Origin of the sequence: Asticcacaulis sp. (assembly GCF_047605585.1) — a bacterium.
GTDB lineage: Bacteria > Pseudomonadota > Alphaproteobacteria > Caulobacterales > Caulobacteraceae > Asticcacaulis.
The window spans coordinates 1102865-1126089 of record NZ_JASGFK010000001.1; the positions used below are offsets into that span (position 1 = coordinate 1102865).

At 60.6% G+C, this 23225-nt stretch carries 19 protein-coding genes; 10 read left to right on the forward strand and 9 right to left on the reverse strand.

Annotated elements, in window-relative coordinates:
- Window positions 1-142 precede the first annotated feature (142 nt).
- Entirely contained in the window at window positions 143-1336 is a 1194-nt protein-coding gene (locus QM647_RS05210; protein ID WP_414994412.1) for a patatin-like phospholipase family protein, read from the forward strand.
- Window position 1337: 1 nt separating this feature from the next.
- Here QM647_RS05210 and QM647_RS05215 read toward each other — a convergent pair whose 3' ends face one another.
- Together QM647_RS05215 and QM647_RS05220 are read right to left on the reverse strand one after the other, a co-directional pair.
- Window positions 1338-1949, reverse strand: coding sequence for a flavin reductase family protein (locus QM647_RS05215; RefSeq protein WP_414994413.1), 612 nt, complete (start codon window positions 1947-1949; stop codon window positions 1338-1340).
- On the reverse strand, window positions 1946-3217 hold the full coding sequence (locus tag QM647_RS05220; protein WP_414994414.1) for a type III PLP-dependent enzyme: 1272 nt from the start codon (window positions 3215-3217) through the stop codon (window positions 1946-1948). Before QM647_RS05220 ends, QM647_RS05215 begins: the two co-directional genes overlap by 4 nt.
- 283 nt (window positions 3218-3500) lie before the next feature.
- Here QM647_RS05220 and phnD point away from each other — a divergent pair, with 283 nt between their 5' ends.
- Window positions 3501-4565, forward strand: coding sequence for a phosphate/phosphite/phosphonate ABC transporter substrate-binding protein (gene phnD, locus QM647_RS05225; RefSeq protein ID WP_414994415.1), 1065 nt, complete (start codon window positions 3501-3503; stop codon window positions 4563-4565).
- Between the two features lie 49 nt (window positions 4566-4614).
- Here the strand turns inward: phnD and QM647_RS05230 are convergent, their stop codons facing one another.
- Window positions 4615-5694, reverse strand: coding sequence for a glycosyltransferase family 4 protein (locus QM647_RS05230; RefSeq protein WP_414994416.1), 1080 nt, complete (start codon window positions 5692-5694; stop codon window positions 4615-4617).
- Window positions 5695-5979: 285 nt separating this feature from the next.
- Here QM647_RS05230 and QM647_RS05235 point away from each other — a divergent pair, with 285 nt between their 5' ends.
- The 3 genes from QM647_RS05235 (at window position 5980) to lpdA (ending at window position 8775) form a co-directional block, all read left to right on the forward strand.
- Window positions 5980-6639 (forward strand): TetR/AcrR family transcriptional regulator, encoded by a 660-nt coding sequence (locus QM647_RS05235; RefSeq protein WP_414994417.1) that lies wholly within the window; start codon window positions 5980-5982, stop codon window positions 6637-6639.
- A gap of 69 nt (window positions 6640-6708) precedes the next feature.
- Complete coding sequence (locus tag QM647_RS05240; RefSeq protein ID WP_414994418.1) at window positions 6709-7263, forward strand: hypothetical protein; 555 nt, start codon at window positions 6709-6711, stop codon at window positions 7261-7263.
- Window positions 7264-7368: 105 nt separating this feature from the next.
- Window positions 7369-8775, forward strand: coding sequence for a dihydrolipoyl dehydrogenase (gene lpdA, locus QM647_RS05245; protein WP_414994419.1), 1407 nt, complete (start codon window positions 7369-7371; stop codon window positions 8773-8775).
- 143 nt (window positions 8776-8918) lie between these two features.
- Here the strand turns inward: lpdA and QM647_RS05250 are convergent, their stop codons facing one another.
- Complete coding sequence (locus QM647_RS05250; RefSeq protein WP_414994420.1) at window positions 8919-11492, reverse strand: family 20 glycosylhydrolase; 2574 nt, start codon at window positions 11490-11492, stop codon at window positions 8919-8921.
- Window positions 11493-11968: 476 nt separating this feature from the next.
- Here QM647_RS05250 and QM647_RS05255 point away from each other — a divergent pair, with 476 nt between their 5' ends.
- From QM647_RS05255 to QM647_RS05265, 3 genes are all read left to right on the forward strand, one after another.
- The gene (locus QM647_RS05255; protein WP_414994421.1) at window positions 11969-12706 is read left to right on the forward strand and encodes a GntR family transcriptional regulator; all 738 of its coding nucleotides are present in this window, start codon (window positions 11969-11971) and stop codon (window positions 12704-12706) included.
- Window positions 12707-12737: 31 nt separating this feature from the next.
- Window positions 12738-13478: a DUF6445 family protein gene (locus tag QM647_RS05260; RefSeq protein WP_414994422.1), complete on the forward strand. Its 741-nt coding sequence runs from the start codon at window positions 12738-12740 to the stop codon at window positions 13476-13478.
- Between the two features lie 96 nt (window positions 13479-13574).
- A complete protein-coding gene (locus QM647_RS05265; protein ID WP_414994423.1) occupies window positions 13575-13730 on the forward strand; it encodes a DUF3309 domain-containing protein in 156 nt (51 codons plus the stop codon).
- 147 nt (window positions 13731-13877) lie between these two features.
- Here the strand turns inward: QM647_RS05265 and QM647_RS05270 are convergent, their stop codons facing one another.
- The gene (locus QM647_RS05270) at window positions 13878-15326 is read right to left on the reverse strand and encodes a GH1 family beta-glucosidase (RefSeq protein WP_414994424.1); all 1449 of its coding nucleotides are present in this window, start codon (window positions 15324-15326) and stop codon (window positions 13878-13880) included.
- Window positions 15327-15800: 474 nt separating this feature from the next.
- On the opposite strand from QM647_RS05270, the gene QM647_RS05275 reads away from it, so the two are divergent.
- The gene (locus QM647_RS05275) at window positions 15801-17441 is read left to right on the forward strand and encodes a tryptophan halogenase family protein (RefSeq protein WP_414994425.1); all 1641 of its coding nucleotides are present in this window, start codon (window positions 15801-15803) and stop codon (window positions 17439-17441) included.
- Here QM647_RS05275 and QM647_RS05280 read toward each other — a convergent pair.
- The 3 genes from QM647_RS05280 to QM647_RS05290 form a co-directional block, all read right to left on the reverse strand.
- Window positions 17438-18451, reverse strand: coding sequence for a LacI family DNA-binding transcriptional regulator (locus QM647_RS05280; RefSeq protein WP_414994426.1), 1014 nt, complete (start codon window positions 18449-18451; stop codon window positions 17438-17440). The genes QM647_RS05275 and QM647_RS05280 overlap by 4 nt on opposite strands.
- Before the next feature lie 107 nt (window positions 18452-18558).
- Complete coding sequence (locus QM647_RS05285; RefSeq protein WP_414994570.1) at window positions 18559-19485, reverse strand: tyrosine recombinase XerC; 927 nt, start codon at window positions 19483-19485, stop codon at window positions 18559-18561.
- A gap of 252 nt (window positions 19486-19737) precedes the next feature.
- Window positions 19738-20421, reverse strand: coding sequence for a DUF484 family protein (locus QM647_RS05290; protein ID WP_414994427.1), 684 nt, complete (start codon window positions 20419-20421; stop codon window positions 19738-19740).
- Between the two features lie 92 nt (window positions 20422-20513).
- On the opposite strand from QM647_RS05290, the gene QM647_RS05295 reads away from it, so the two are divergent.
- The gene (locus tag QM647_RS05295; protein ID WP_414994428.1) at window positions 20514-22736 is read left to right on the forward strand and encodes a primosomal protein N'; all 2223 of its coding nucleotides are present in this window, start codon (window positions 20514-20516) and stop codon (window positions 22734-22736) included.
- Window positions 22737-22739: 3 nt separating this feature from the next.
- Here the strand turns inward: QM647_RS05295 and QM647_RS05300 are convergent, their stop codons facing one another.
- Window positions 22740-23219 (reverse strand): hypothetical protein, encoded by a 480-nt coding sequence (locus QM647_RS05300; protein WP_414994429.1) that lies wholly within the window; start codon window positions 23217-23219, stop codon window positions 22740-22742.
- Between the last annotated feature and the right edge of the window lie 6 nt (window positions 23220-23225).

Below are 23225 nucleotides of genomic sequence, written 5' to 3' on the forward strand. Positions count from 1 at the left end.
TGCGGTTTGGCAAGGGCAAGCGCCCGCCCGAGCTTTTGCGAGGAGCCTCGCGGCGCTTGAGCGACAAAATAAGAAGCCGCTCCTTTCGGGGCGGCTTTTTGTTTACCTCGGCTATGGTAAGATCATGCGTAAAGAGGCCTTCATGTCATTCCTGATGTTCCGTCTTGTGCTGACTGCCTGCGTGATGCTGTCGCTCAGCGGCTGTCTGACCGTGCCGCGTGACGCTACCGTGCTCAATGAGGCCGCGGCGGCGACCGTGCCGGAATTTCCCAATGCCCGCTTCAATGCCGATGATCCGACACTGGCTGGCCGACTGGAAAAGGATCTGCGCGCCTCGGCGGCCAAGAACCCAACCACCGGCCCTTACCAGATACTGGCGCTTTCCGGCGGCGGCGCCGATGGCGCTTTCGGTGCCGGCGTGCTTTTGGGATGGACGAAGCGCGGCGATCGTCCGCAATTCAATGTCGTCACCGGGGTCTCGACCGGCGCCCTGATCGCGCCCTTCGCTTTTCTGGGCCCGGACTATGACGCCCGGTTGCGCGATGCCTATACCAGTGGCGCCGCTGCCAAGCTGACCCAGAAGCGCGGCCTCTACGCCGCTTTCACGCCGGGTATTTTTCAGGCCGGGCAACTGCGCGACCTGGTGGCGCGTTATATCGATGACGATCTCCTGACTGCCATCGCCCGTGAACACCTGAAAGGCCGCCGGCTGTTCGTCGCCACCACCAATCTCGACAGCCAGGAAGGCGTGGTCTGGGATCTCGGCGCCATCGCTCTTGAGGCGCAGACCCACCCTTACAAGCGGGCGGCGGCGCGTGAGTTGTTCTGCAAGGTGCTGGTCGCCTCGGCCAGTGTGCCGGGCGCCTTCGCGCCGGTGATGATCGAGACCGATACGGTCGGCGACCAGAACCCCGACGCCATGGGCCCGAAAGGCCATCCGCTGCAGGAAATGCACGTCGACGGCAGCGTCACCCTGCCCTTCTTTATTCTGCCGGAATCGATGCTCGACTGGACCGTGCCGGCCGATCTGCGCCACGGCGGCCATGTCTATGTGCTGGTCAATGGCAAGATCAATCCGGCCTATGCGGTGACCAAGAACAACGCCGTTACCATTGCCGCCCGCAGCCTGGAAACCATCACCAAGGCGCAGGCGCGTGTTACCTTGGTAGCGCTCAGGGCCTTTTCGGAACGCAATGACCTGAGCATGTCGGTGACGGCCATGCCTGACGATTTTGTCGATGGCGGCATGCTGGCTTTTGATACGGCCAGCATGAACAAGGTCTTTGACAGGGGTTATGCCGTTGGCCTGTCACCGCAGAACTGGACCGACAAATAGGTTAGCGCGGGCGCAGCATGACGAAGCGGGCGTCTTCGGAAATCGTGAAATAGTCACCCGGACCGCCGCCGCGCAGCAGAGGTGCGGCGGCAATCGTCTGGTAAACGCCATCTTCGATCAGCCGGTCATCGATATGGACACAGACCACTTCGCCGAAGGTCATGACGGCTTCGGTGGCTGAACCTTTGGCATCCAGCAGCGGAAACTGCTGGGTCAGGCGGCATTCGAAAGCTACCGGGCTCAGGGCGACGCGCGGCGGGTTGACCAGATGCGATGCGACCGTTTCCAGTCCCGCCAGATCGAACTCATCGACGTCCGGCGGCACGGCGGCGCAGGAGGCATTCATCGCCTCTGCCAGGGGGCGCGTGGCCAGGTTCCACACGAACTCGCCGGTCTCCGCGATATTGCGCGCCGTGTCCTTCAGGCTGGTCGAGGAAAAGCCGATGATTGGCGGCGTATAGTTGAAGGCGTTGAAGAAGCTGTAGGGCGCCAGGTTACGCTGGCCTTGCCCATTCACCGTCGAAATCCAACCGATCGGGCGCGGCCCGACAATAGCATTGAAAGGGTCATGACGCAGGCCATGACCCTTTGATGGTTCGTAGGAATGGATCAAGCCTTGGCCTTGATGCGCTTCTTGCCGCGCTTGCCGCCCTTAGGACGGTTGAGGCGGACGACCTTGTTGTCGTCGGCCTCGATAAAGCCGCGCGGATTGGTCAGGCTGCGCGGGCCGAGGCCGAATAGCGAGGCCATTGGTGCGTCGTCGAGGAAGACGGTGTCCGTTTCGCCGTAACCATTGAAGCGCGTACCCATGGCCACGCCGTAGGCGCCCAGCATGCCGATCTCGACATAATCGCCTTCATCGACATCAGCTGGCAGCCAGAAGGGGCCGGGCATGGAATCGATGGAGTCGCAGGTCGGGCCGTAGAAGCGGAACGGCTTCAGGGTATCGCTTTCGGCCTCGTCCTGACGATGCAGGCGCACGGGGAAGGGCCATTTGGCGTGGGTGGCATCGAACAGATTGCCGTAGGAGCCATCATTCAGATACAGGGCGTCGCCCTTGCGCAGTTCCACCTTGGTCAGCACCGAGGTTGATTCCGCCACCAGGGCGCGGCCGGGTTCGGCCCACAGCTGGGTGGTTTCGTGCACCTTCATTTCGTTGAAGGCGCGGTCGATGGTGTCCATGTATTCGCTGAGCGCCGGCGGGATCATGCCCGGATAGACCGACGGAAAGCCGCCACCGACATCGACGATATCGGCGAAGACGCCGGCGCGCACCAGTGAGCGCGAGGCCGAAGCCATGGCTGCGGCATAGGCGGTGGGGCGCATGCACTGCGAACCGACGTGGAAGGAAATCCCCATCATGTCCTGTGTGGCCTGGCGCACGGCCAGCAGCAGGTTGGGGGCTTCATGCGTCTGGGCGCCGAACTTGTTGGTCAGTGGCAGGTTCGAGCCTTCACCGGAGGTGGCGAGGCGCACGACCAGGTTCAGATCCTTCGCGTGGCCCGTCGCCTCCAGGATCTTGGCCAGTTCCTCATGCGTATCGAGCGAGAAGGTGCGGACGCCGAAATCGAAATAGGCGCGGGCGATCGACACGCGGCTCTTGACCGGGTGCATGAAAGCCAGACGCGCCGCCGGCAGGGTCGAACGGACCAGTTCGACTTCCTGAATCGAAGCCACGTCGAAGGACCGCACGCCAGCCGCCCACAGGGTTTCCAGCACCCACGGGGAAGGATTGGCCTTCACGGCATAGAAGACATCGCCTTTGAAATTAGCCTGAAACCATTGCGCGGCAACTGTGACGGGCGCACGTCGCACGAGGGCGACGGGGCGTTCCGGAGGCTGCTTGCGGACCAGGTCCAGGGCTGACTGGTAGTTATCCACCACAGTGCACCCTAAAGTTCGTTAAACCCAGACCGGCGTTAGCAGCGATGCCTGAGCCTCATGGCCTTCAAGGATACGCTCCTTTTGTGAAGACAATGAGGCAGGACCATTTGAACTCGGGGTCCGCCGGAAATTGGCGCGTAAAATAGTGAAATAGTTGCGCATGTAAAGGGATAATGCCGCCACGGCTCGTAAAATTTTTCGCAGACGCGAGTGAAGCGGTTGCCAGCACCTTCAAATCCCCCATATCATTCGGGCTGGCGGAAACCATGGGGACGATGAATTGATAACGAGCAGTGCCTTTTCGCGGAATGCCGCCCTGGGCCTGATGGTGGCTGTGTTGGCCGGTTTAAGCCTGTCTGCCTGCGAGCGCCTGGGCAATGGTATCAATGCGCGCCGCGAAATCGCCTTCTCCGTCCTGTCCGCCGACAATGCCAGAACCCAGGCCCTGTGGACACCCCTGCTGACCGACCTGCAGAAACAGACCGGCATAGAGGTCAAGATCGTGCCGGCCGTCAATTATGAGGCCCAGGTGATCGCCTTCCAGACGCGCAAGGCGCAGGCCGGCTGGTTCCCGAACCTGACTGGCGCCGAACTGGTCGCACGCAAACATGGCGAGGTGTTCGCCGAGGCGGACGGCCTGACGCCTTACCAGAGTCTGATTATTATCCCTTCCAGTTCTAAGCTGCGCGTGGAAGAACTGTTGAAATGCAACAGGCGTCTGACCCTGGGGCTGGGAGAGACGCGCGATGCCGCTGCCGGCCAGGCGCCGCTCTATTACCTCTTCCATCCGAAATCCGTGGAGCTGAATACCTGCTTCAAGACGGTGACGCGCGAACCGGCTGCGGAAAATATCGCCGGGGTGATCTCCGGCAAGCTGAGCGCGGCGGCCATCGACAGCGATGACCTGCAGGCGCTGAAACAGATGGCGCCGGAGAACTTCGCGAAGGTGAAGGTGATCTGGGCGTCGGAACCCCTGCCGGAAGACGTACTAATCTATCGTCCGGACCTCGATCCGGTGACACGCGAGAAGCTGCGTTCCTTCTTCCTCAGCTATGGTCGTGCCCCCGGCGCGGAAGGCGACCGGCAGCGCGCCATCCTCAGGGCGCTGGAGATGGAAGGCTTTGCCCCGGAAGACAACGATCACTTCATCCCCATACGGCTGATGAAGGCCTCGGTCGACCTGATGCATGCAGAGGCGAGGGATGACAAGGGCCTGATTGCGAGGGCAAAACAGATTCTGGAAAAGGTCCGCGCCGAAAAACGCGCCGCCGACGCCGATACCGCGCCTCAGGCCCCGGCGGATGCCGTGGTTACGTCGAGGGAAAGCAACTCCAAAGGGCAATAATTGCTCTTTGGCAAGTATGACCGTGCGCCCGCGCCGCCGGTAATCTGTATCAGGCGGCTTCCTTTTTCTTGCGGCGGATTTTGCGCGGTAGCTGGCGCAGCTTGGTCCACAGCTTGGTCTTGGCCGGTTCCGGATAGGGCTCCAGATTGCGGATGAACTCGGCGGCGCATTCCGGCCACGAAAACTTCTCGGCATAAGCGCGCACAGCCTTGCGGTCGATCTTCAGCGCCTCTTCAATGGCGACCTTGAGATCGTCATTGATCGCGCCCGCGCCGGAACCGGGAATGAGATCGATTGGGCCATGCGCCGGAAAGGCGGCCACCGGCGTACCGGCGGCCATGGCTTCGGTAATGACCAGACCGAAGGTGTCGGTCAGGGACGGGAAGACGAAGACGTCGGAGTCGCAGTAATAGCGCGCCAGGTTTTCGCCGAACTGCGGACCGGGGAAGACGGCATCCGGATATTTGGCCTTCAGTTCTTCCAGCTGTGGCCCCTTGCCCACCAGCACCTTGGTGCCGGGCAGGTCCAGCTTGAGGAAGGCTTCGAGGTTCTTTTCGATGGCGATGCGGCCGACATAGGTCATGATCGGGCGAGGCAGGTCGCCATTGATCGGCTCAAGGCCCGGGTGGAAGGTCTCGGTATCGACGCCGCGCGTCCAGGGCGAAATATTGGTGAAGCCGCGCGATTCCAGATCCTTTTGCAGGGTGGGCGTCGCCACCATGACCCGGCCGGACGGTTTGTGGAACCAGCGCATGAAGGCGTAACCGACGCTCAACGGAATCGGCAGGCGCGCCGAGACATACTCCGGGAACTTGGTGTGATAGCTGGTGGTGAAGGGCAGTTTGAATTCCTGGCAGACGCGGCGCGCCGCCATGCCAACAAAGCCTTCAGTGGCGATATGGATGGCGTCCGGTTCGTAATCGAGGATGATTTCGCGCACTTCTTCATAGCAGCCGAGCGCCAGCTTGACCTCCGGATAGTCCGGCCAGGAAACGGTCTTGAACTGGTTGTAATCGATGATGTGAAACTCGTGGCCGAGCTTTTCACATTCCTCGATGGTGCGGCGAAGCGTTGTCACCACGCCGTTGACCTGGGGGTCCCATGCATCGGTTGCCAGCAAGATACGCAATTCACAGTCCTTGAGATCGTTGGGCTTGTGCCTTCAATGCCGTTTGTCAGGGGATTTGGCAAGGGCAAAGCCGATCTCCGTCCGGATTGACGTGTGACAGGCGTGAAATCTCCGTTTTCGCAGATTTGTGCGTCGCACAATTTTGACGCCTGCGAAGGTAATAAAAGGAGAATTGCACTTTTGCCGCTTGCGTAAAGGTCAAAAACCTTTATTTTTAAAGTCAAGTCCCCCTTCGGGCACGAATAACTGAAAAAGGCGCCTGGGGCGGGGGCGGAACAGGATAGTATGGCTGAGAGAGTAAAGGCAACGCAGGTGCGAGATAAAGACGGGGGCGCCAAGGATACGCCCAAGTCGCGGCGCACACGCGTCCAGATTCTGGAAACCGCCATGAAGCTGTTTGCCGAACTGGGTTATGATCGCGCTGGCAATGCCGCCATCGCCGAAGCCTGCGGCCTGACCCGCGGCGCCATGCTCTATCACTTCCCCACCCGCGAAGCCTTGGTTGAAGCCGCCGCCTGGCATATCCATACCGCGCGCGAAGCGGCCTTCGAGGCCGAGGCCAAGAAACTGAAACCCGGGCAGGATGCGCTGGATGGCGCCATCGATGCCTACTGGCGCCTGCTCGATTCCGTGCCCTTCGCCGCCTTCCTCGCCCTGGAACGCGCCGGCCGCCAGGATGATGATGTCGCCAAGGCCATCAAGCCGGCTCAGGAAGCCTTCGATAATGCCGCCATGGGCCGCGCCACACCGGGCTTCATCATGGCCGGCAATGATGCCCGCTTCCAGGCCAGCCGCGATCTGGCGCGTTTCGCGCTCGACGGTATGCACCGGGCAGCCCTGACCTATGAAAATGACGCGCGTATCGAAAACGTGCTGACCGTGATCAAGCGCGCCGTCCATATGCTCAACCGTAAGGGCGACGTCACGGATTTGTGGGGCGAGTAACCCTGTAGCCAATTCTTCCGTCATACGCTAAGCTCCGGTTAACCATAACCCAAGTGAGCAGGTGACAGGATGAAGTATGTGCGCGGCTTCCTCGTTCTGGTGGTGCTGGCCTATGTGGCCTGGATCGCCTTCCCGGTCGTCAAGGCTTTCCTGTTTCCGGCGGTCGATAACGGCCCGACCATCTCGGCGCGCTCGATGGATACGACTGATTATTCCGGCGGGTTCGATTCGCCGATGACCGGTTCCACGGCCACGCCTTCCACCGATTCCATCCAGGGCGACACGGCAGTTACCGCCATCGCCACCGACAACAAGCCGGTCGTCTGGCTGTGGGGTGCGGTGATCACGTTGTACTTGCTGGCGGCCTTCCTGCACGCCAACGGCAATTTCCGCGCCGCCTTCATCTACATGCTGGGTTTCGCCGCCGATCTGATCCTGACCTACCTCACCAATGGCGATAAAAGTCTGGGCATAGCCGACAAGCTTTTCACGGTGCTGTCCGGCTGGGATCCCCGTTACACCCTGACGCTTGTGGCGCTGGTGCTCGGCTTTTTCATCTACATGTCACGCTTCCGGCCGATACCCAGGGCGGGGCGGACAGCGCTGTCGGGTGGCCTTTCCTGATTTTCGCCTAAAAAAGTCCCCTGTACCTGTTTAATTGACTTGACCCAGGGGGGCGAGGCTCCTAGCTAACGCTCAACATATTTCCTTGTGTGAGAGGGCTTTCGCATGGCTGACGACAATTTCGACGTGGTGATCATCGGTGGTGGTCCCGGTGGTTATAATGCGGCGGTGCGCGCTGGCCAGCTGGGCCTGAAAGCCGCCATCGTCGAATCGCGCGGCACCCTGGGCGGCACCTGTCTGAACGTCGGCTGTATGCCGTCGAAGGCTTTGCTGCATGCCTCGGAACTGTTCGAAGCCGCCGGCCATGAATTCAGCACCATCGGTATCGAAGTGCCGGCGCCCAAGCTCAACCTGGTTCAGATGATGAAGGCCAAGCAGGACAGCGTCACCGCCCTGACCAAGGGTGTCGAGTTCCTGATGAAGAAGAACAAGGTCACCTACTATGCCGGTTTCGGCAAGATCGCGGGGGCCGGCAAGGTCGTGGTCACCGGCAATGACGGCACGACCTCGAACCTGACCACCAAGAACATCGTCATTGCCACCGGCTCCGAGCCGACTCCGCTGCCGGGCGTCGATGTCGACCAGAAGCAGATCGTCGATTCCACCGGCGCCCTCAGCCTGCCGGCCGTGCCGAAGTCGCTCGTCGTCGTTGGTGCCGGCATTATCGGTCTGGAACTGGGTTCGGTCTGGCGCCGCCTCGGCGCGCAGGTGACCGTGGTAGAGTTCCTCGACCGCATCACGCCGGGCATGGATACCGAAGTCGCCACCGCCTTCCAGAAGACCCTGACCAAGCAGGGCTTCAGCTTTAAGCTCGGTACCAAGGTTACGGCCGCCAAGACCGGCGCCAAGGGCGTGGAACTGACGCTGGAACCCGCCGCCGGTGGCGCTCAGGAAAAGCTGAATGCCGACGTGGTGCTGGTCGCCATCGGCCGGCGCCCGTTCACCCAAGGCCTGGGCCTGGAGACGGTCGGCGTCGAAACTGACAAGCGCGGCTTCATCCCGACCAACCACTTCAAGACTTCCGCACCGGGCGTCTGGGCTATCGGCGATGTTATCCTTGGGCCCATGCTGGCGCACAAGGCGGAAGAAGACGCCGTGGCCTGTATCGAACTGATCGCCGGCAAGGCGGGTCACGTCGATTACAACCTGGTGCCTTCGGTCGTCTATACCTCACCGGAAGTGTCCTGGGTCGGCCAGACGGAAGACCAGGTCAAGGCGTCGGGCGTTGCTTACAAGACCGGCAAGTTCCCCTTCACCGCCAACAGCCGCGCCAAGATCAACCACGAGACCGATGGCTTCGTGAAGTTCATTGCCGATGCCAAGACCGACAAGGTACTCGGCGTTCACATGATGGGCCCGCAGGTCGGCGAAATGATCGGCGAGGCCTGCGTGCTGATGGCCTTCTCCGGCGCCTCGGAAGATCTGGCCCGCATCTGCCACCCGCACCCGACGCGTTCGGAAGCGGTCCGTCAGGCCGCTATGGGCGTCGAAAACTGGACCATGCAGATGTAAACTTACGGGGTTTGGGGCCTGTGGCCCCAAGTCTTCTCTCTTCTCAAAGAAAAACCCGGTCCTTTAAGGGCCGGGTTTTTCTTTGGAATAAGGCAAGGTTTATGGGGCCACAGGCCCCAAGCCCCATAAGACTAATGCTGCAATTATTGCACGGTGACAATTCGGCTGTAGCGTCTGCCGTCCGGCGCGATAGAACGCACTTCGACCGGGCCTTTGACGGCCGTGGCACCGGCATAGGTCCGCCAGGATGAACCCTTGGTCCGGTATTGGATTTTCAGCCCGCCATAGGCCAGGTTGGCTTCGAAGATTCCGCCGGTCACGCGCGCGCCTGGTGTCGGCAGGCGATAGAAGACACCATCGCGGTCCAGCTCGGCGAGGCGCGGCGTCAGGCGGTCGGTGAAGCTCTGCCAGTCCGCCAGCAGCGCCTTGCCATCCACCTGACGGTCGCCATAGCTGTAGGACCGGCCGGGAACATAGGGCGGTTCCCAGGCGCCTGTATGCCAGGCACGTTCGGAGAGGGCTAACAGGCGCGGCCAGATCATGTAGCTGGCGATATCGTCGCTGCGTACGGATTCGCTCCACAACTGACCCTGCATGCCGGCGATCTTCCGGCCTTCGATCAGCGGCTCGCTGTCGGCGATGGTCTCGCCATGCGCCTGGATATCGGTCATCACGCTGGCATTGGCTGGCAGGTTTTCCGGCATGAAGGCGAAGACCTTGAACAGGTCGACGCTGCGCGCCGCCCAGTCCGCGCCGCGTTCCTTCGGATCGACCGCCCAGGGCATGTCGAAATAGAGCACGTCCGGCGTGGACATCACCACGTCCCAGCCGCGATTGGCGTGGCGATAGGCTTCGGCCACACCGCCGCCGAACAATCCGCCCCAGGCATTGGATTGCACCGTTTTCGGCATGTCCTCGGGCTTGACATGGCCCATGCCGTCACTCCAGCCGGCGGGTTCTATGCCTTTGCGGCCCAGTATCTGCGACACCTGGGTGATGAAGTAGGGCGTCATGTGCGCCGGATCGAGGCCCTTTTCCTTGACCAGGGCCTGGCAGGCGGGGGAGTTGGTCCAGGCGCCCGCTGTCTCGTCGGCGCCGATATGATAGGTCTTGAGCGGCACGCCCGCCTCGGCATGCATGTCCCGGATATCGTCGAGCACCGTCTCGATAAAATGATAAGTCGAGGGAATGCAGACATTCAGCGTGTTATCGTCATAGTGCTGGATCGAGTCATAGACCGTGGTGTCGTCCGGGTCCTGCAGGCGGAATTCATTGGCGGCATCGGGTTTGCCCTCGGCCATCAGGCGGCGATAGCGCGCCTCCATCGAACGGACGGCGGCGCGGGAGTGGCCCGGCATGTCGAATGACGGAATGACCTCGATATGGTGCGCCTGTGCAGCTTTTAGAATCTCGATATAGTCGGCCTTGGTCAGATAGCCATCGACGATCTTCGAGCCTTCCGGCCCGGCGCCGAGCTGCGGCATCAGGCAGTGGTCTTCCTTGAGATCATGGCAGCGATGGCTGCCGATTTCGGTCAGTTCCGGCAGGGGCGCGATGGCCAGCCGCCAGCCTTCGTCATCACCCAGATGCAGGTGCAGGCGGTTGAGCTTCAGTTCGGCCATCTGGTCGATGGTCTGCAGAATGAAGGCCTTGGAATGGAAGTTGCGTGCCAGATCGAGGTGCATGCCGCGGAAACCGAAGCGCGGAGCGTCGCTGATTTCGATCGGCTTCAGACGGTCATGTTCGAAGGCGGCCTGTTGGGACAGGCTGGCAATGGCATAGGCGGCCCCGGCGGCATCGACGGCGGTGATGGCGATCCGGCCGTCCTGCGCCAGCAGGTGATAGGATTCCGGCTTGCCAGTTGTCTGGCCAGTCGTCTGACCAGTCGTCTGACCAGTCGTCTGGCCAGCGCCGATAGTGATTTCGACGGGAAGCCCGCCAGAAGTCTGCTTAAGGTGCGATTCATCGAGCGCGGCCTTGATATCGGCAAGGGACAAGCCGGAAAGTTTGACATTTATGCCTTTGGCGAGGTTCAGCGGCGGGCCGCTCAGATGCTTCGCTGAAACCGGCGTCGGCAGGATAACGATATCGGGCTTTGCCTGGGCCACGGTGCGGGAAGCGTTCTGCACAAAGGCGCGCTCAGGCGTCAGCCATTCATTGGCGTCAGTGGGGGCTTTCTTGACGGTGGCCTCATCGGTGATCGGCGTGACGAAGGGTTCGGATTCCAGTCCCGTGGCCGGGTCGAAACGGGTTTTTGAGGTGGCGATAACGACAGGCTTCAGGCCTTCAGCCACGACATAGGCGTTGGGCAAGGCCTGGAATTCGGTCGGTTCGTGTCCCGCAAAGGTGATGGCGTAGGTCTCGCCGGCCTTAAGAATGGCGCCGGGCTTCGGAGTCAGCTTGTAATTGTCGCCATTGACATGGATGAGGTCGAACACACTGTCACCCACCACGGTGAGAGGATGGACAGAACCGAAATAAACCGACCAGTTTGCGGCGGGCACGCTTTTGGGCAGGGTCAGGTCGAGGCGAGTATTGAAGCTGCCTTCGGTCGCGCCTTTTACGAAGGTTATGCTGTAACCGGCTTCGCTGGCGAAACGGTCAAGCGCCGCCTGGGGGGCAGCGGGTTGAGCCGCCTGGACCGGAGCGCTCAGTGTAACGGTCAGGAGGGCAGCGCTGACAAGGCAGAATCGATGGGTGCGAATGAATCGTGACATGAAAACGTCCCCTCTCTGTTATGACCGCAGGTTGGCTTACCCGGGAAAGCTTGTCAATTCTTTGGCAGCACCTATCGAGCTTAATTTGCGCTCCAATGTATAACCAATGTGAGCCCATTGAGTCTTATTTTAAATTGAATTATTTGCGGAATTTGCGCCGGGACAATAGTACCAATTACTCGTCTCGGACGGTTGGTAACCATGGCACACTCAGTGTAATTCTTAGACGCAATCGCATTTTCATTCTATCTGGCTGAATTTTTATGTATAAATTTAACCGTGGCGTAAGTGAAGCGCCTTCAAGAAGCCATGCGAACATGAGAGAGTTGGATTGACGTAACAATACCAATATCATAGATTGCAATGTTGAAACGCTGTTCTTTTAGCAAGGACAACTGTCTGCCGAAGCCAGAGGCTTTGGTAACGGGTGCGACAAGGACCAAAGGCAGACCTGCAGAACGGGCCGGGGAGGGCATATGTCATTTATAGAAACCGTCGGTGGGCTGATCAGCGATGATCCGGCGCCGCTTTACATGCAGCTCCAGAGGGTGCTGCGTGACGCCATTCTGTCCCGCACCCTCACCCCGGATGCCGCCATTCCGCCCGAACGTGACCTGGCCGAAGAGTTCGGCGTATCGCGCCTGACTGTGCGCAAAGCGGTAGATGGACTGGTGGAGGAAGGCCTGATCACGCGTCGCCGGGGGGCGGGTACCTTCGTTGCCAGCCGGGTCGAGAAAAGCTTTTCCAAGATGTCTTCTTTTTCGGAAGACATGATTTCGCGCGGCCGGGTGCCGCATTCGGAATGGCTGTCAAAATCCGCTGGCGCGGTGACGCCCGAGGAATCCCTGTCGCTGGGGCTGTCGCCCGGCACCCTGGTCTATCGCTTTCAGCGCCTGCGCTATGCCGATGGCCAGACCATGGCGCTGGAGACCTCGACCATTCCGGGCTATTGCCTGTCATCGCTCGATGCGGTCGGCGAGTCGCTTTATGCCGCGCTGGAAACCACCGGCCACCGGCCCGTGCGCGCCCTGCAGCGCCTGCGCGCCATATCCTTCAGTGCCGATCAGGCGGAGATTCTGGGTATCCGTCCTGGCGATGCGGGTCTTTTTATCGAGCGTCGCGGTTTCCTGGCCGATAACCGCGCTGCCGAATTTACCCAGAGCTGGTATCGCGGTGACGCCTATGATGTGGTGGCCGAGCTCAACGGGGTTTGATCGACGGCAGACTGTAAGCTAAACCTGCCATATGTCCGATATGCCCGCGCTTCATATCAATAAAAAAGCCCGCATGGAAATGCGGCGGGTGGGCCGCGAAGGCCATCCGTTGCTGATCATCGATGACGTTATTACCAATCCGGAAGTGCTTATCGAAGCGGCCGCGACGGCTGATTTCACTGCGCCGGCCCACACGCGCTATCCCGGGTTGAACGCGCCTCTGCCAGATGCGTACAGTCAGGCCATGGTGCATGCGGTAACGCCCCTTCTGCAGCGCGGTTTCGGCTTGCCGTTCGACAAGCCAAAGCGCTTCTTCGGCTTTTTCGCACTGGCGACGGCGGGGCCGGAGGAACTGGAGCCGATCCAGAAGGTCCCGCATCATGATTCCCCCGATCCCTTCCGTATCGCGCTGGTGCATTATCTTTGCCAGGGCCAGGATTCGGCGCGGGTCGCGAACCAGAAACAGGGAACTGCTTTCTTCCGTCACAAGGCCACGGGCTTCGAAGGCGTCGACGGGCGCCGGCGAGAGGAATATGTTCGCCATGCCACGCTTGAACTCGAAGCCGTTGGCGGAGGCCTCGACCGGCACGTCAATGACGAGACTCCCAATTACGAGCTGATCGAGTTTGCCGAATTGAGGTTCAACCGGTTGATCCTCTACCGTAGCCATGTACTCCATTCCGGTCTGCTTGAGGGGGCGAACCTGAGCGCTGATCCAGCTGTGGGACGACTGACGGCCAATAGCTTTGTCGACATAGCGCCGCCGGCATAGCCGTTCGTTTATTATCGGCTGTAGCCTGACATATATCATCCTTGCGGATCCCCTCCCTATGATTTGCCCTGGCCACAGGATCAGGGAGTTTTCGTCATGCTTGGCACCATACTGATTGTCGTTCTGCTCCTGCTGCTGATCGGCGCCCTGCCATCGTGGAACCACAGCCGCAGCTGGGGGTATGGGCCCAGCGGCGGTTTGGGTCTGGTAGCGGTGATTGTCATCATTCTCGTTCTGACAGGCCGGATATAAAAAGACCCCGTGACACCAGGGAGATGTCACGGGGCGAAACATGTTCCGGGTTGAGCGAAACAGCCAGTTTAGGAAGATTGACTGCCTCTGCGCGAAACAACAGAGGCGGCCGGTTACACAGCCTCGCGGCCATGTCGGGTGCGACCGTCAGAGCGTGCGGTTGGCCTTGGCGACCTGTCCGTACCAGCGGCCGGAATCCTTGATCGTGCGCTTTTGGTCATTATTGAAGTCGACATAGGTCAGGCCGAAACGCTGGCTGTAGCCGGAGGCCCACTCGAAATTGTCGATCAGGCTCCAGGCGTGATAGCCGCGTACCGGCACGCCGTCATGGATGGCGCGCGAAAGAGCGTCGAGATGGCCCTTGTAATAGGCAATGCGCTTGTCATCATGGATGACGCCGCTGGCATCCGGCCCGATATTGTAGGCTGCGCCGTTTTCGGTGATCTCGATCGGGCGGTTGCCGGTGACCGCCTGCATGCGTTTGAGGATGTCGTAGAAGCCTTGCGGATAGATATCCCAGCCGAAATCGGTCTTTTCGTGATCGCCGAACGCCCATTCCGTATCTGGCAGCAGGAAACCCGGAATGCCGGACGGTTTCTTCGCGTCCCAGGCGCGGGTGCGCGAATAGTAGTTGATGCCGATGAAGTCGAGATCGGCCTGCATCAGTTTGTCGTCACCCGGCAGGAAGCCGAGGATGTCATTCTGTCTGTCCGCCGGCAGGACCCCTTCCGGATAGGCGCCGTTAAGGACGGTCTGGACAAACCACAGGTTCGACAGCTTGTCCATGAAGACGGCGGCGGCCTTGTCCGCCACGCTGTCGGTTGAGGGGATTTGCGGCGAGACATCGAAAACCGAGCCGATCTGCAGCTTCGGATTGATGGCTTTCATGGCCTTGAAGCCCATGCCATGCGCCAGGTTGACCGTGTGCGTCGCCTTGAAGAAGGCCAGCGGGTCCTTGCGACCTGGTGCCCAGTTGCCCTGCCAGTAGCCGATCTGGGTAAAGGCCTTGGATTCGTTGAACAGCGACCAGTTGGTGATGCGGTCGCCGAGCGCGCGGACCATGATCTCGGCATAGTCGGCGAAACGTTGCGCGGTATCGCGGTTGGGCCAGCCGCCGCGGTCTTCCAGTTCCTGCGGCAGGTCCCAGTGATAGAGCGTCGGCAGTGGGCGGATGCCGGCTTCCAGCAGGCTGTCGGTCAGGCGCGAATAGTAGTCTAGCCCCTTCGGATTGGCCGGGCCCGTGCCATCGGCCTGGATGCGCGTCCAGGCAGTCGAGAAGCGGTAGGATTTCAAGTTCATGGCCTTGAGCAGGGCCACGTCTTCCGCATACTTGTGGTAGCTGTCGCAGGCCACATTGCCGGTATCGCCATTGACGATCTTGCCCGGCGCCAGGACAAAGCGGTCCCAGATGGATTCCCCCTTGCCGTCCTCACGATAGGCGCCCTCAACCTGGTAGGCAGCCGTGGCGGCGCCCCAGATGAAGTCTTCGGGAAAGGTGCCTTCGACGAATTTGGTTTTTTTGGCGTTGGCTATACTGGGCATAAGGGAGACGGCCCCAAGGGCCAATGCAGAGGTGAACAGATCGCGGCGCTTCATGGTGTTTCCTGTGACGGTTTTTTGCGGTTATATCCGCAATTGTCTCACAGGTGCGTTATAATGACATCGATGTCAATAAAAATCCGTACGGGAGACTCGCAAGGCGTAAGCTCGATATATGTCGTTACTCGGCCATCATCTTGTCGCGTGTTTCGGCATCGTCATTGACGGCCCGCGGCACCGTTTTTGCGGAAACGCCCGCCTGACTGACCACGTCGGATGGGGGCGCCAAAATCTATTCGGAAAACCCTGACAATCGCTTCTATTTGTCTGGTTACACGTAAAGCGACATCAACATCGAAATACATGTCAGGCTCAGTTAAACAGGCGGTTAGCTGAAAGAGAAGACGCAGGAGACAGGTTGAGCAGGGATAGGCCTTGAAAAGACATATGAAAATGGCTCATATTGAGGCGGCGCCCTCGAATAAGAACAAGAGGCGCCAAAACGAAACAAGCGGCGGAAGACCAGTCATCATGAATGAAGCCACGGCCAGCAGCGCGCCATCGGGTTCGCGCCCTGATCAGCGGGATATACTGATCGTCGGCGGGGGCGCGGCGGGATGGATGACGGCAGCCTATCTCGCCAAGCATCTCGGCGCCGATCGCAGCGGCGGTCCCAGGATCACCGTGCTGGAATCTCCGGATATCGGCATTATCGGCGTGGGGGAAGGTACCTTTCCGACTATCCGCAACATTCTGCGCTCGCTCGGTATCGACGAAGCGGAATTCATGCGTGAAAGCCATGCCACCTTCAAGCAGGGCATCCGTTTCGATGACTGGGAAGTGGCGCCGCAACCTGATGAAAAGGGTGACCTGAAACACAGCCATTATTTTCACCCTTTCGAGCCGCCCTACTGGTCGCGTGAGGAACTGAACCTGCTGCCTTACTGGTTGCTGCAGGACAAGCAGACGCGGCCACCTTTCGCTCAGGCCGTCACCTTCCAGAAAAAAGTGGCCGATGCCGCCCTGGCGCCCAAGGCTATTCACCAGGGGCATTACCAGGGGCCGCTGAACTATGCCTATCATTTCGATGCGCATCGGTTCGCCGGCGTTCTGGCTAAGTTTGCCAAGGGGTTGGGGGTCAATCACCTGTCGGGCAATCTGACCGACGTGACCCTGGCAGCGGATGGCGCCATCGACCGTATTTCGACGGTCGAGCATGACGATCTGAAGGCCGCGCTCTATATCGATTGCACCGGCTTCCGCGCCGAACTGATCGGCAAGGCGCTCAAGGCGCCTTTCAAGCCGATACGCGACATTCTCTTCACTGACCGTGCCGTTACGGCTCAGGTGCCTTACGACAAAGCGGGCTGCCATCTGGAGAGCTACACAGTGTCTTCGGCCCATGAAGCCGGCTGGACCTGGGATATCGCGCTCAGCGACCGGCGCGGCATCGGCTATGTCTATTCATCGGACTACACGACTGACGACCGCGCCGAAGCAGTCTTGCGCGAATATATCGGCCGCACAAGCAAGGCAGAGATCACGCCGCGCCGTATCAGCTTTACCGCCGGTTATCGTGAGCAGCAGTGGGTTAAGAACTGTATCGCGGTCGGCCTGTCCGCCGGCTTCCTGGAACCGCTGGAATCGACCGGCATGGTGCTGATCGAATCCGCCGTCAACAAGATCGTCGAATTCTTCCCGTTCAGCGGTCCGATTGATGCCTCGGCGGCCACCTTCAATGACCTGATGACCCGGCGGTATGATACGATCATTGGCTTTATCAAACTGCATTACTGCCTCAGCAAACGGCCAGAGCCCTTTTGGGTGGATAACACCAGACCGGAGACTATTCCGGCCCATCTGCGTGACCTGCTGTCCCTGTGGAAGTTCCGCCCGCCCTCGCGTTTCGACTTCGTGCTCGACCATGAGAGCTTCGCCTATTTCAGCTACCAGTATATTCTCTATGGCATGAACTTCGAGACGGATTACGAGGCGGCGCGGTCTTCGCTGTACAGCCATGACCTTGCCAACCAGCTGTTCGCCCGGATTATCGCCTTTGGCGAGCAGGCCTCGAAGGACCTGATCGGTCACCGCGAACTGGTGGACGCGGTCTATCGCGATGGCTTTGTCGAGCGGCAACCGCAGAAGACGCTGATAACCCGTAAGGCCTAAAGCCTTGCCGTGGTTTCACGCACGATCAGTTCATGCGGGATGATATGGCGCACCTGCCGGTCGCTGGCGGTAACGGTGTCTCCGGCGGCATCGAGAATCTCGATGCTGCGTCGGGCCATTTCCAGATAGGGTTGGCGCACCGTGGTCAGGGCCGGCCAGACGGAGGATGAGATCGGCGCATCGTCAAACCCGATTACGGAAAGGTCTTCCGGGATGCGCAGGCCGGCCTTGTGCGCCACCGAGCAGGTGGCGGCGGCCATTTCATCATTGCCGGCGAAAATGGCCGTGGGGCGCTCGGGCAGGGCCAGCAGGCGCTCGGCGGCTTCAAACCCGGATTTGAAAAGGAAGGTGCCCTGTTCCATATAGTCGGCGGGCGGGCGCGACAGACCGGCGGCATCATAGGCCTCATAGAAGCCGTTGCGACGCAGGATCGAGGCGGCATGGTCCGGATGGCCGCCGATATGGGCGATCCGGGTGTGGCCGAGGCTGAACAGATATTCGACAATATCGCGCGCCGCCAGCCGGTCGTCCATGGCCACCGAGGCATAATGGCTGTCCGGTGTGGAAGGCGAGATCAGGATGCAGTTGATATTCCGGCTTTTCAGGAAACTTTTGAGCGGCCCGAAATCGCACAAGGTCGGCAGCAGGATCATATCCCGAATACCGGCATCGGTGATGAAGCGGTCGAGATAGGCCTGCCAGTCGGCCAGGCCAGCTTCATAGAGCTCGACCGCCAGATAGCGGCGCGACTCCATGCAGGCGCTGAGCATGGCGTGATGAAAGCGGCCCTGATAGCCGCTGGTCGGATCTTCGAGCAGCAGGCCGATGGAGGTCTTGCTGCCCATGCGCAACTGGCGCGCCTGGGCATTGGGGCGATAATCCAGCTCAGCCATTGCCGCCAGCACCTTTTCGCGCGTGCTAGTCTTGACCGCCTTGTCTTCATTGACCACGCGCGAAACGGTTTTCGCCGAAACGCCAGCCAGTTCGGCGACATCATAGATGGTTGACATGATTACAAAAAAGCCCCGATTTCGCGAGAGTCTAGACCCATGTCAGCGTTCACGCAAGATCACCCCTTTGCTGGCCTATCCTTGGGCCCGTCTATCCCTTTGCCCGTCTATCCTTTGGGGTGAGCCGCGGCATAGGCGCTGAGCAGGCGCTCTGTATCGACCTGGGTGTATTTCTGGGTGGTGGACAGCGAAACGTGGCCAAGCAGTTCCTGGATAGAGCGCAGGTCGGCGCCGGAGCCCAGCAGGTGGGTGGCGAAGGAGTGGCGCAAGGCGTGCGGCGTGGCGCGATCCGAAAGGCCGAGCCGGGAGCGCAGATGCTGGAGGCTGGCCTGGACATGACGGGGCGACAGTCTACCGCCGCGTTTGGCGCGAAACAGCCTGTCTTCCGGCTGGAGCGCAAAAGGCTGTTGCCGGCGATAGGCCTCTATGGCCTCACGCACGGCGGCCAGAACCGGCAAGGCGCGCATCTTGTTGCCCTTGCCGATAATGCGCAGGGTGTCTCCCAGCGGCGCGTCTTTCACCTGCAGAGAGAGCGCTTCGGAAATACGCAGGCCCAGGCCGTAAAGCAGCATGTAGACGGCTTCGTCGCGGGCGTTTTCCCAGTCGTCCCGGCCAGAATCATAACCGCCATCCATCTGGGTTTCGGTCAGCAGGCCCTGCATCTGGTCGATATTGAGCGGACGCGGCAGGGTGGCCTTCAGGCGCGGGCCGCGCATCAGCGCCACCTGGGCGTTGGGCCTGTCGAAATGCAGATCCAGAAAGCTGTGAAACGACTTGATGGCCGACAGATGCTGGGCCAGGGAGCGCGCGGACAACGGATTGTCCTTGGCGCGCAGATGCGCCATCCAGCCGCGGATATCGTCGGAAGACACCGCCACCACATCCTCCAGGGTCAGGTCATGGGAGACAGACTTGCCGAGGTGATCGAGGTAATAGCGCAGGGCATGGGCATAGGCCTCCAGTGTGCGCGGCGAGCAGCGCTTCTGGTCCTTGAGCCAGCTGATCCAGGCAATCTGGGCGTCGAACAGGGAAATCACGAGTAATGCCCCCCTGCGCCGGGGCGGCCTCCCTCCCCGTCCTTGCGGAAGGGCAGGAGTGGTGAGAGGGCTTGCTCCATGCCGGACCCCAGGGGGGCGCCAAACCTTGGCGTGGCAGGGAAGGAAGCCTCAGTGGCGCAGGGGCGCATCCTCAGATGACAGATATAATAACACATGTGGACCATTTTAAGGTCAAGTCATAAGGAATTCTTAAGCGCGATTGTCGGGCGGAGAAAAGCGCCGTAAAAACTAGCTCAGGACTGGCCAGCGTTCGGCCACGCGTTCGATGACACGGGCGACGAAGGCGACCAGTTCGGCGCCCATATCCGGCGAGAAGCCGTCAAAATCGTTCGAGCCGAAAGCAACGAGGCCGGGGCGGCCCTCGCGCCACAGGGCGATGCGCAGCACGGCCGCCGACTTGACGCGCTTGACCTCATCATCGAACAGCACGCGGCAAACGGCATCCGGGCCGAGCAGGCTCAGACCCGTCTCGCCGATGATGTAGTCCACGCCGCCGTAGTCGAGCGTCTTCCAGCCGAGCGGCACGGCGCCGGTATCTTCCAGCGCGATGGTGGCGGCGACCAGGCCGAAACGGTTGCGCGCTTCCTCATTGAGGCGGCGGGCAAGATCGGAATGATTGCGCGCTTCCATGAGGCTGAGGATCAGGCCGTGAGTCTGGCTCTGGGCGTCGAAATTGGCCCGGGCGGTCATTTCGAGCTGACGGCGGATATCGAAATCCTTGAGCGCGCGGGCTTCCAGACGCGCCAAGGCGGCCGGGCCGAAATCGATCAGATGTTTCGAGCGGCTCTGCAGGCCAAGTGCTTCGAGCAGGGCCGTGTCTCTTTTGATATCATCCGCGTGTTCGATCAGGTGGCGGCGCAGGGCCTGCCAGTTATCGAGATCAAGAGAGGTTGTGCCGCCTTCGGTGCTCATGTCCGGCACCTTAGAGGGGCTTGCGACGTCTGTGAAGCGGTTTCCGCTTCCGGCTATGACAAAGCCGGGGATTTCGTGTTAGAAGCTAGATCATGAGTCTCGCCGCCCGCGATCTGTTCCAAAATCGCGAATCCATTACCCGGATTGCCAAGGTCATTGTGCTCGCGCCGATGGCCGAGGCGCTGGACTATGCCGTGCCGGCGGGTATGGACCTGGCAGCGGGCGAACACGTCATCGTGCCGCTCGGCCATGCCAAGGTGCGCGGGCTGGTGATCGGGTTCGAGACGCCGGAGGCGGATGAGGACCTGTCGCGCATCAAGGCGGTGATCGCGAAGCTGGATGATCCGATCGTGCCCGAGGCGAGCCTGAATTTCTGGCTGTGGGCGGCGGGCTGGACCCTGACCCCGCCGGGCGTTTTCCTCAATGGCTGCATCCGGGCGCTGAAGATCCCGCGTCCGGCGCCGAAGCAGGGGTATGTTCTGACAGGCGCCCAGCCAGGTCGCATAACGAAGGCCCGGCAGGCGGTCATGGATACGGCGCTGGTGCCGATGAGCGCCGCCGATCTGGCCATGGCGGCGGGCGTCTCGACCGGCGTGGTCTCCGCGCTGGAAAAAGAAGGCGTGTTGCAGAAGGTTGATCTGGCACGCGAGGAAAACTACCCGCAGCCCGATCCGGATTTCGCGCCGGCCCGGCTGAACGACAGCCAGGCGGCGGCGCATCAGTTGCTGCAAATGGAGCAGGCGAAGGGAGCTTTCGCGCCGATCCTGCTCGATGGCGTGACAGGTTCCGGCAAGACCGAGGTCTATCTCGAATCGGTGGCCGATATCCTGCGCGCCGATCCGGAGGCGCAGGTGCTGATCCTGCTGCCGGAAATCGCCCTGACCCAGGCCGTGCTGGGACGGCTGGAAGCGCGGTTCGGCGTCGAGGTGGCGCAATGGCACGCCAATATCACCAATTCGAGCCGCCGCCGGATCTGGGAAGGCGTGGCCTCGGGCAAGGTGCGGCTTGTGGTGGGGGCGCGTTCGGCCCTGTTCCTGCCCTATCGGCGGCTGGGTCTGATCGTGGTCGATGAAGAGCACGACGGTTCCTACAAGCAGGAGGAAGGCGCGCGTTATCATGCTCGTGATCTGGCGGTCTTTCGGGCACGGCTGGATGGCGCCATGATCATTCTCGCCTCGGCCACGCCATCGCTCGAAAGCCTGACCAATGCCGAAAAGGGCCGCTATGCCTGGGTCAGGTTGGAGCAACGCCATGGCACGGCGGTCCTGCCGGATATTTCGCTGATCGATATGAAGCAGCACCCGCCGGAAAAGGGGCAGAATGGCGAAACCCGCTGGCTTAGCGATCCGCTGGTCGGGGAGATATTGGCGACTCTGAAACGGAGGGAGCAAACCCTGCTGTTCCTCAATCGCCGCGGCTATGCGCCTCTGGTGCTGTGCAAGGCGTGCGGCGAGAAGATGACCTCGCCCAAGACCGATTCCTGGCTGGTCGAGCATCGGGCGTCCGGGCGGCTGGTTTGTCACCTGACCGGCTTTTCGATGCGCAAGCCCAAGACTTGCCCGCACTGCGGCGCGCAGGACAGTCTGATTTCGGTCGGGCCGGGGGTGGAGCGTATTCTGGAGGAGGTGCATAGCCGTTTTCCGGAGGCGCGGGCAGAAGTGTTCAGTTCCGATACCACACCGGACGCGGCCTCTTCGGCGGCCCTGATCAAACGGATCGAGGACGGCGAGGTCGATATCGTCATCGCCACCCAGGCCGCCGCCAAGGGGCACAATTTCCCGAACCTGACGCTTGTGGGGATTGTCGATGCCGATCTGGGCCTGAGGGGCGGCGATCTGCGCGCGGCGGAGCGCACATTCCAGCTTCTGGCGCAGGCCACCGGTCGGGCGGGGCGCAAGCTCAAGCCGGGCCGGGCCGTGCTGCAAACCTATACACCGGAACATCCGGTCATGCAGGCGCTTCAGCATCAGGATCGCGATGCCTTCTATGCCTATGAATCGATGGCGCGCGAGGTGGCGAAATTCCCGCCCTATGGCCGGCTGGCCGCGCTGATCCTGACGGGTAAGGATCAGAACCTGCTCAATAAATTTTCGCGCGAACTGGCGCTGTTTATTCCCAATACCGAAGGTGTCGATGTCTATGGCCCGGCGGATGCCCCTCTGGCCCTGGTGCGCGGACAGTGGCGCAAACGGTTCCTGGTGCGGGCGGACCGTAATCGCGACCTTCAGGCCTTTGTCAGTCACTGGCTGGCGGCGATCAAACGGCCCAACGCCATCCGCCTTGTGGTCGATATCGACCCCTATAGCTTTCTGTAGCGCTCAAAAGCCGGTCAATTGGCAATGCAAATACATCTGCAATTGCCTTAAGTGATATCCCCAATGGATGCGGTAGCTATCCACGAACGCGTATTGGCCTGCGGCCTCTCCATATTTTTTGGCTATACTCAGAACTTCTGAGAGATCGACCGCTATGTCAGCCAAGTCGTCCAGCGGATCACCAGCGGCCAGATTATCGGTCTTAGCCGGATTGTTGATGTCGAGAACGGTACTGTAATCGCTGTAATCGGGAAAGTGCTGTGTCAGGATTTTATATGTGTCCTGATAGTTCAGCCGAGATTCATCTTCCTCCTCAGAACCGGCAAAAATAACCGACTGTTCATGCGTGCGAACAGCCAGCGCATCGAGAATCTGTATCAAGGATGATGCCTTGACATGGGTATCCTCGCCTATACGTTTTGACGATTGGATGTAGTCAAGATAATGCTCGATGAGTTGTGTTAAGGACTGTTGTTTGAACACGGTGGT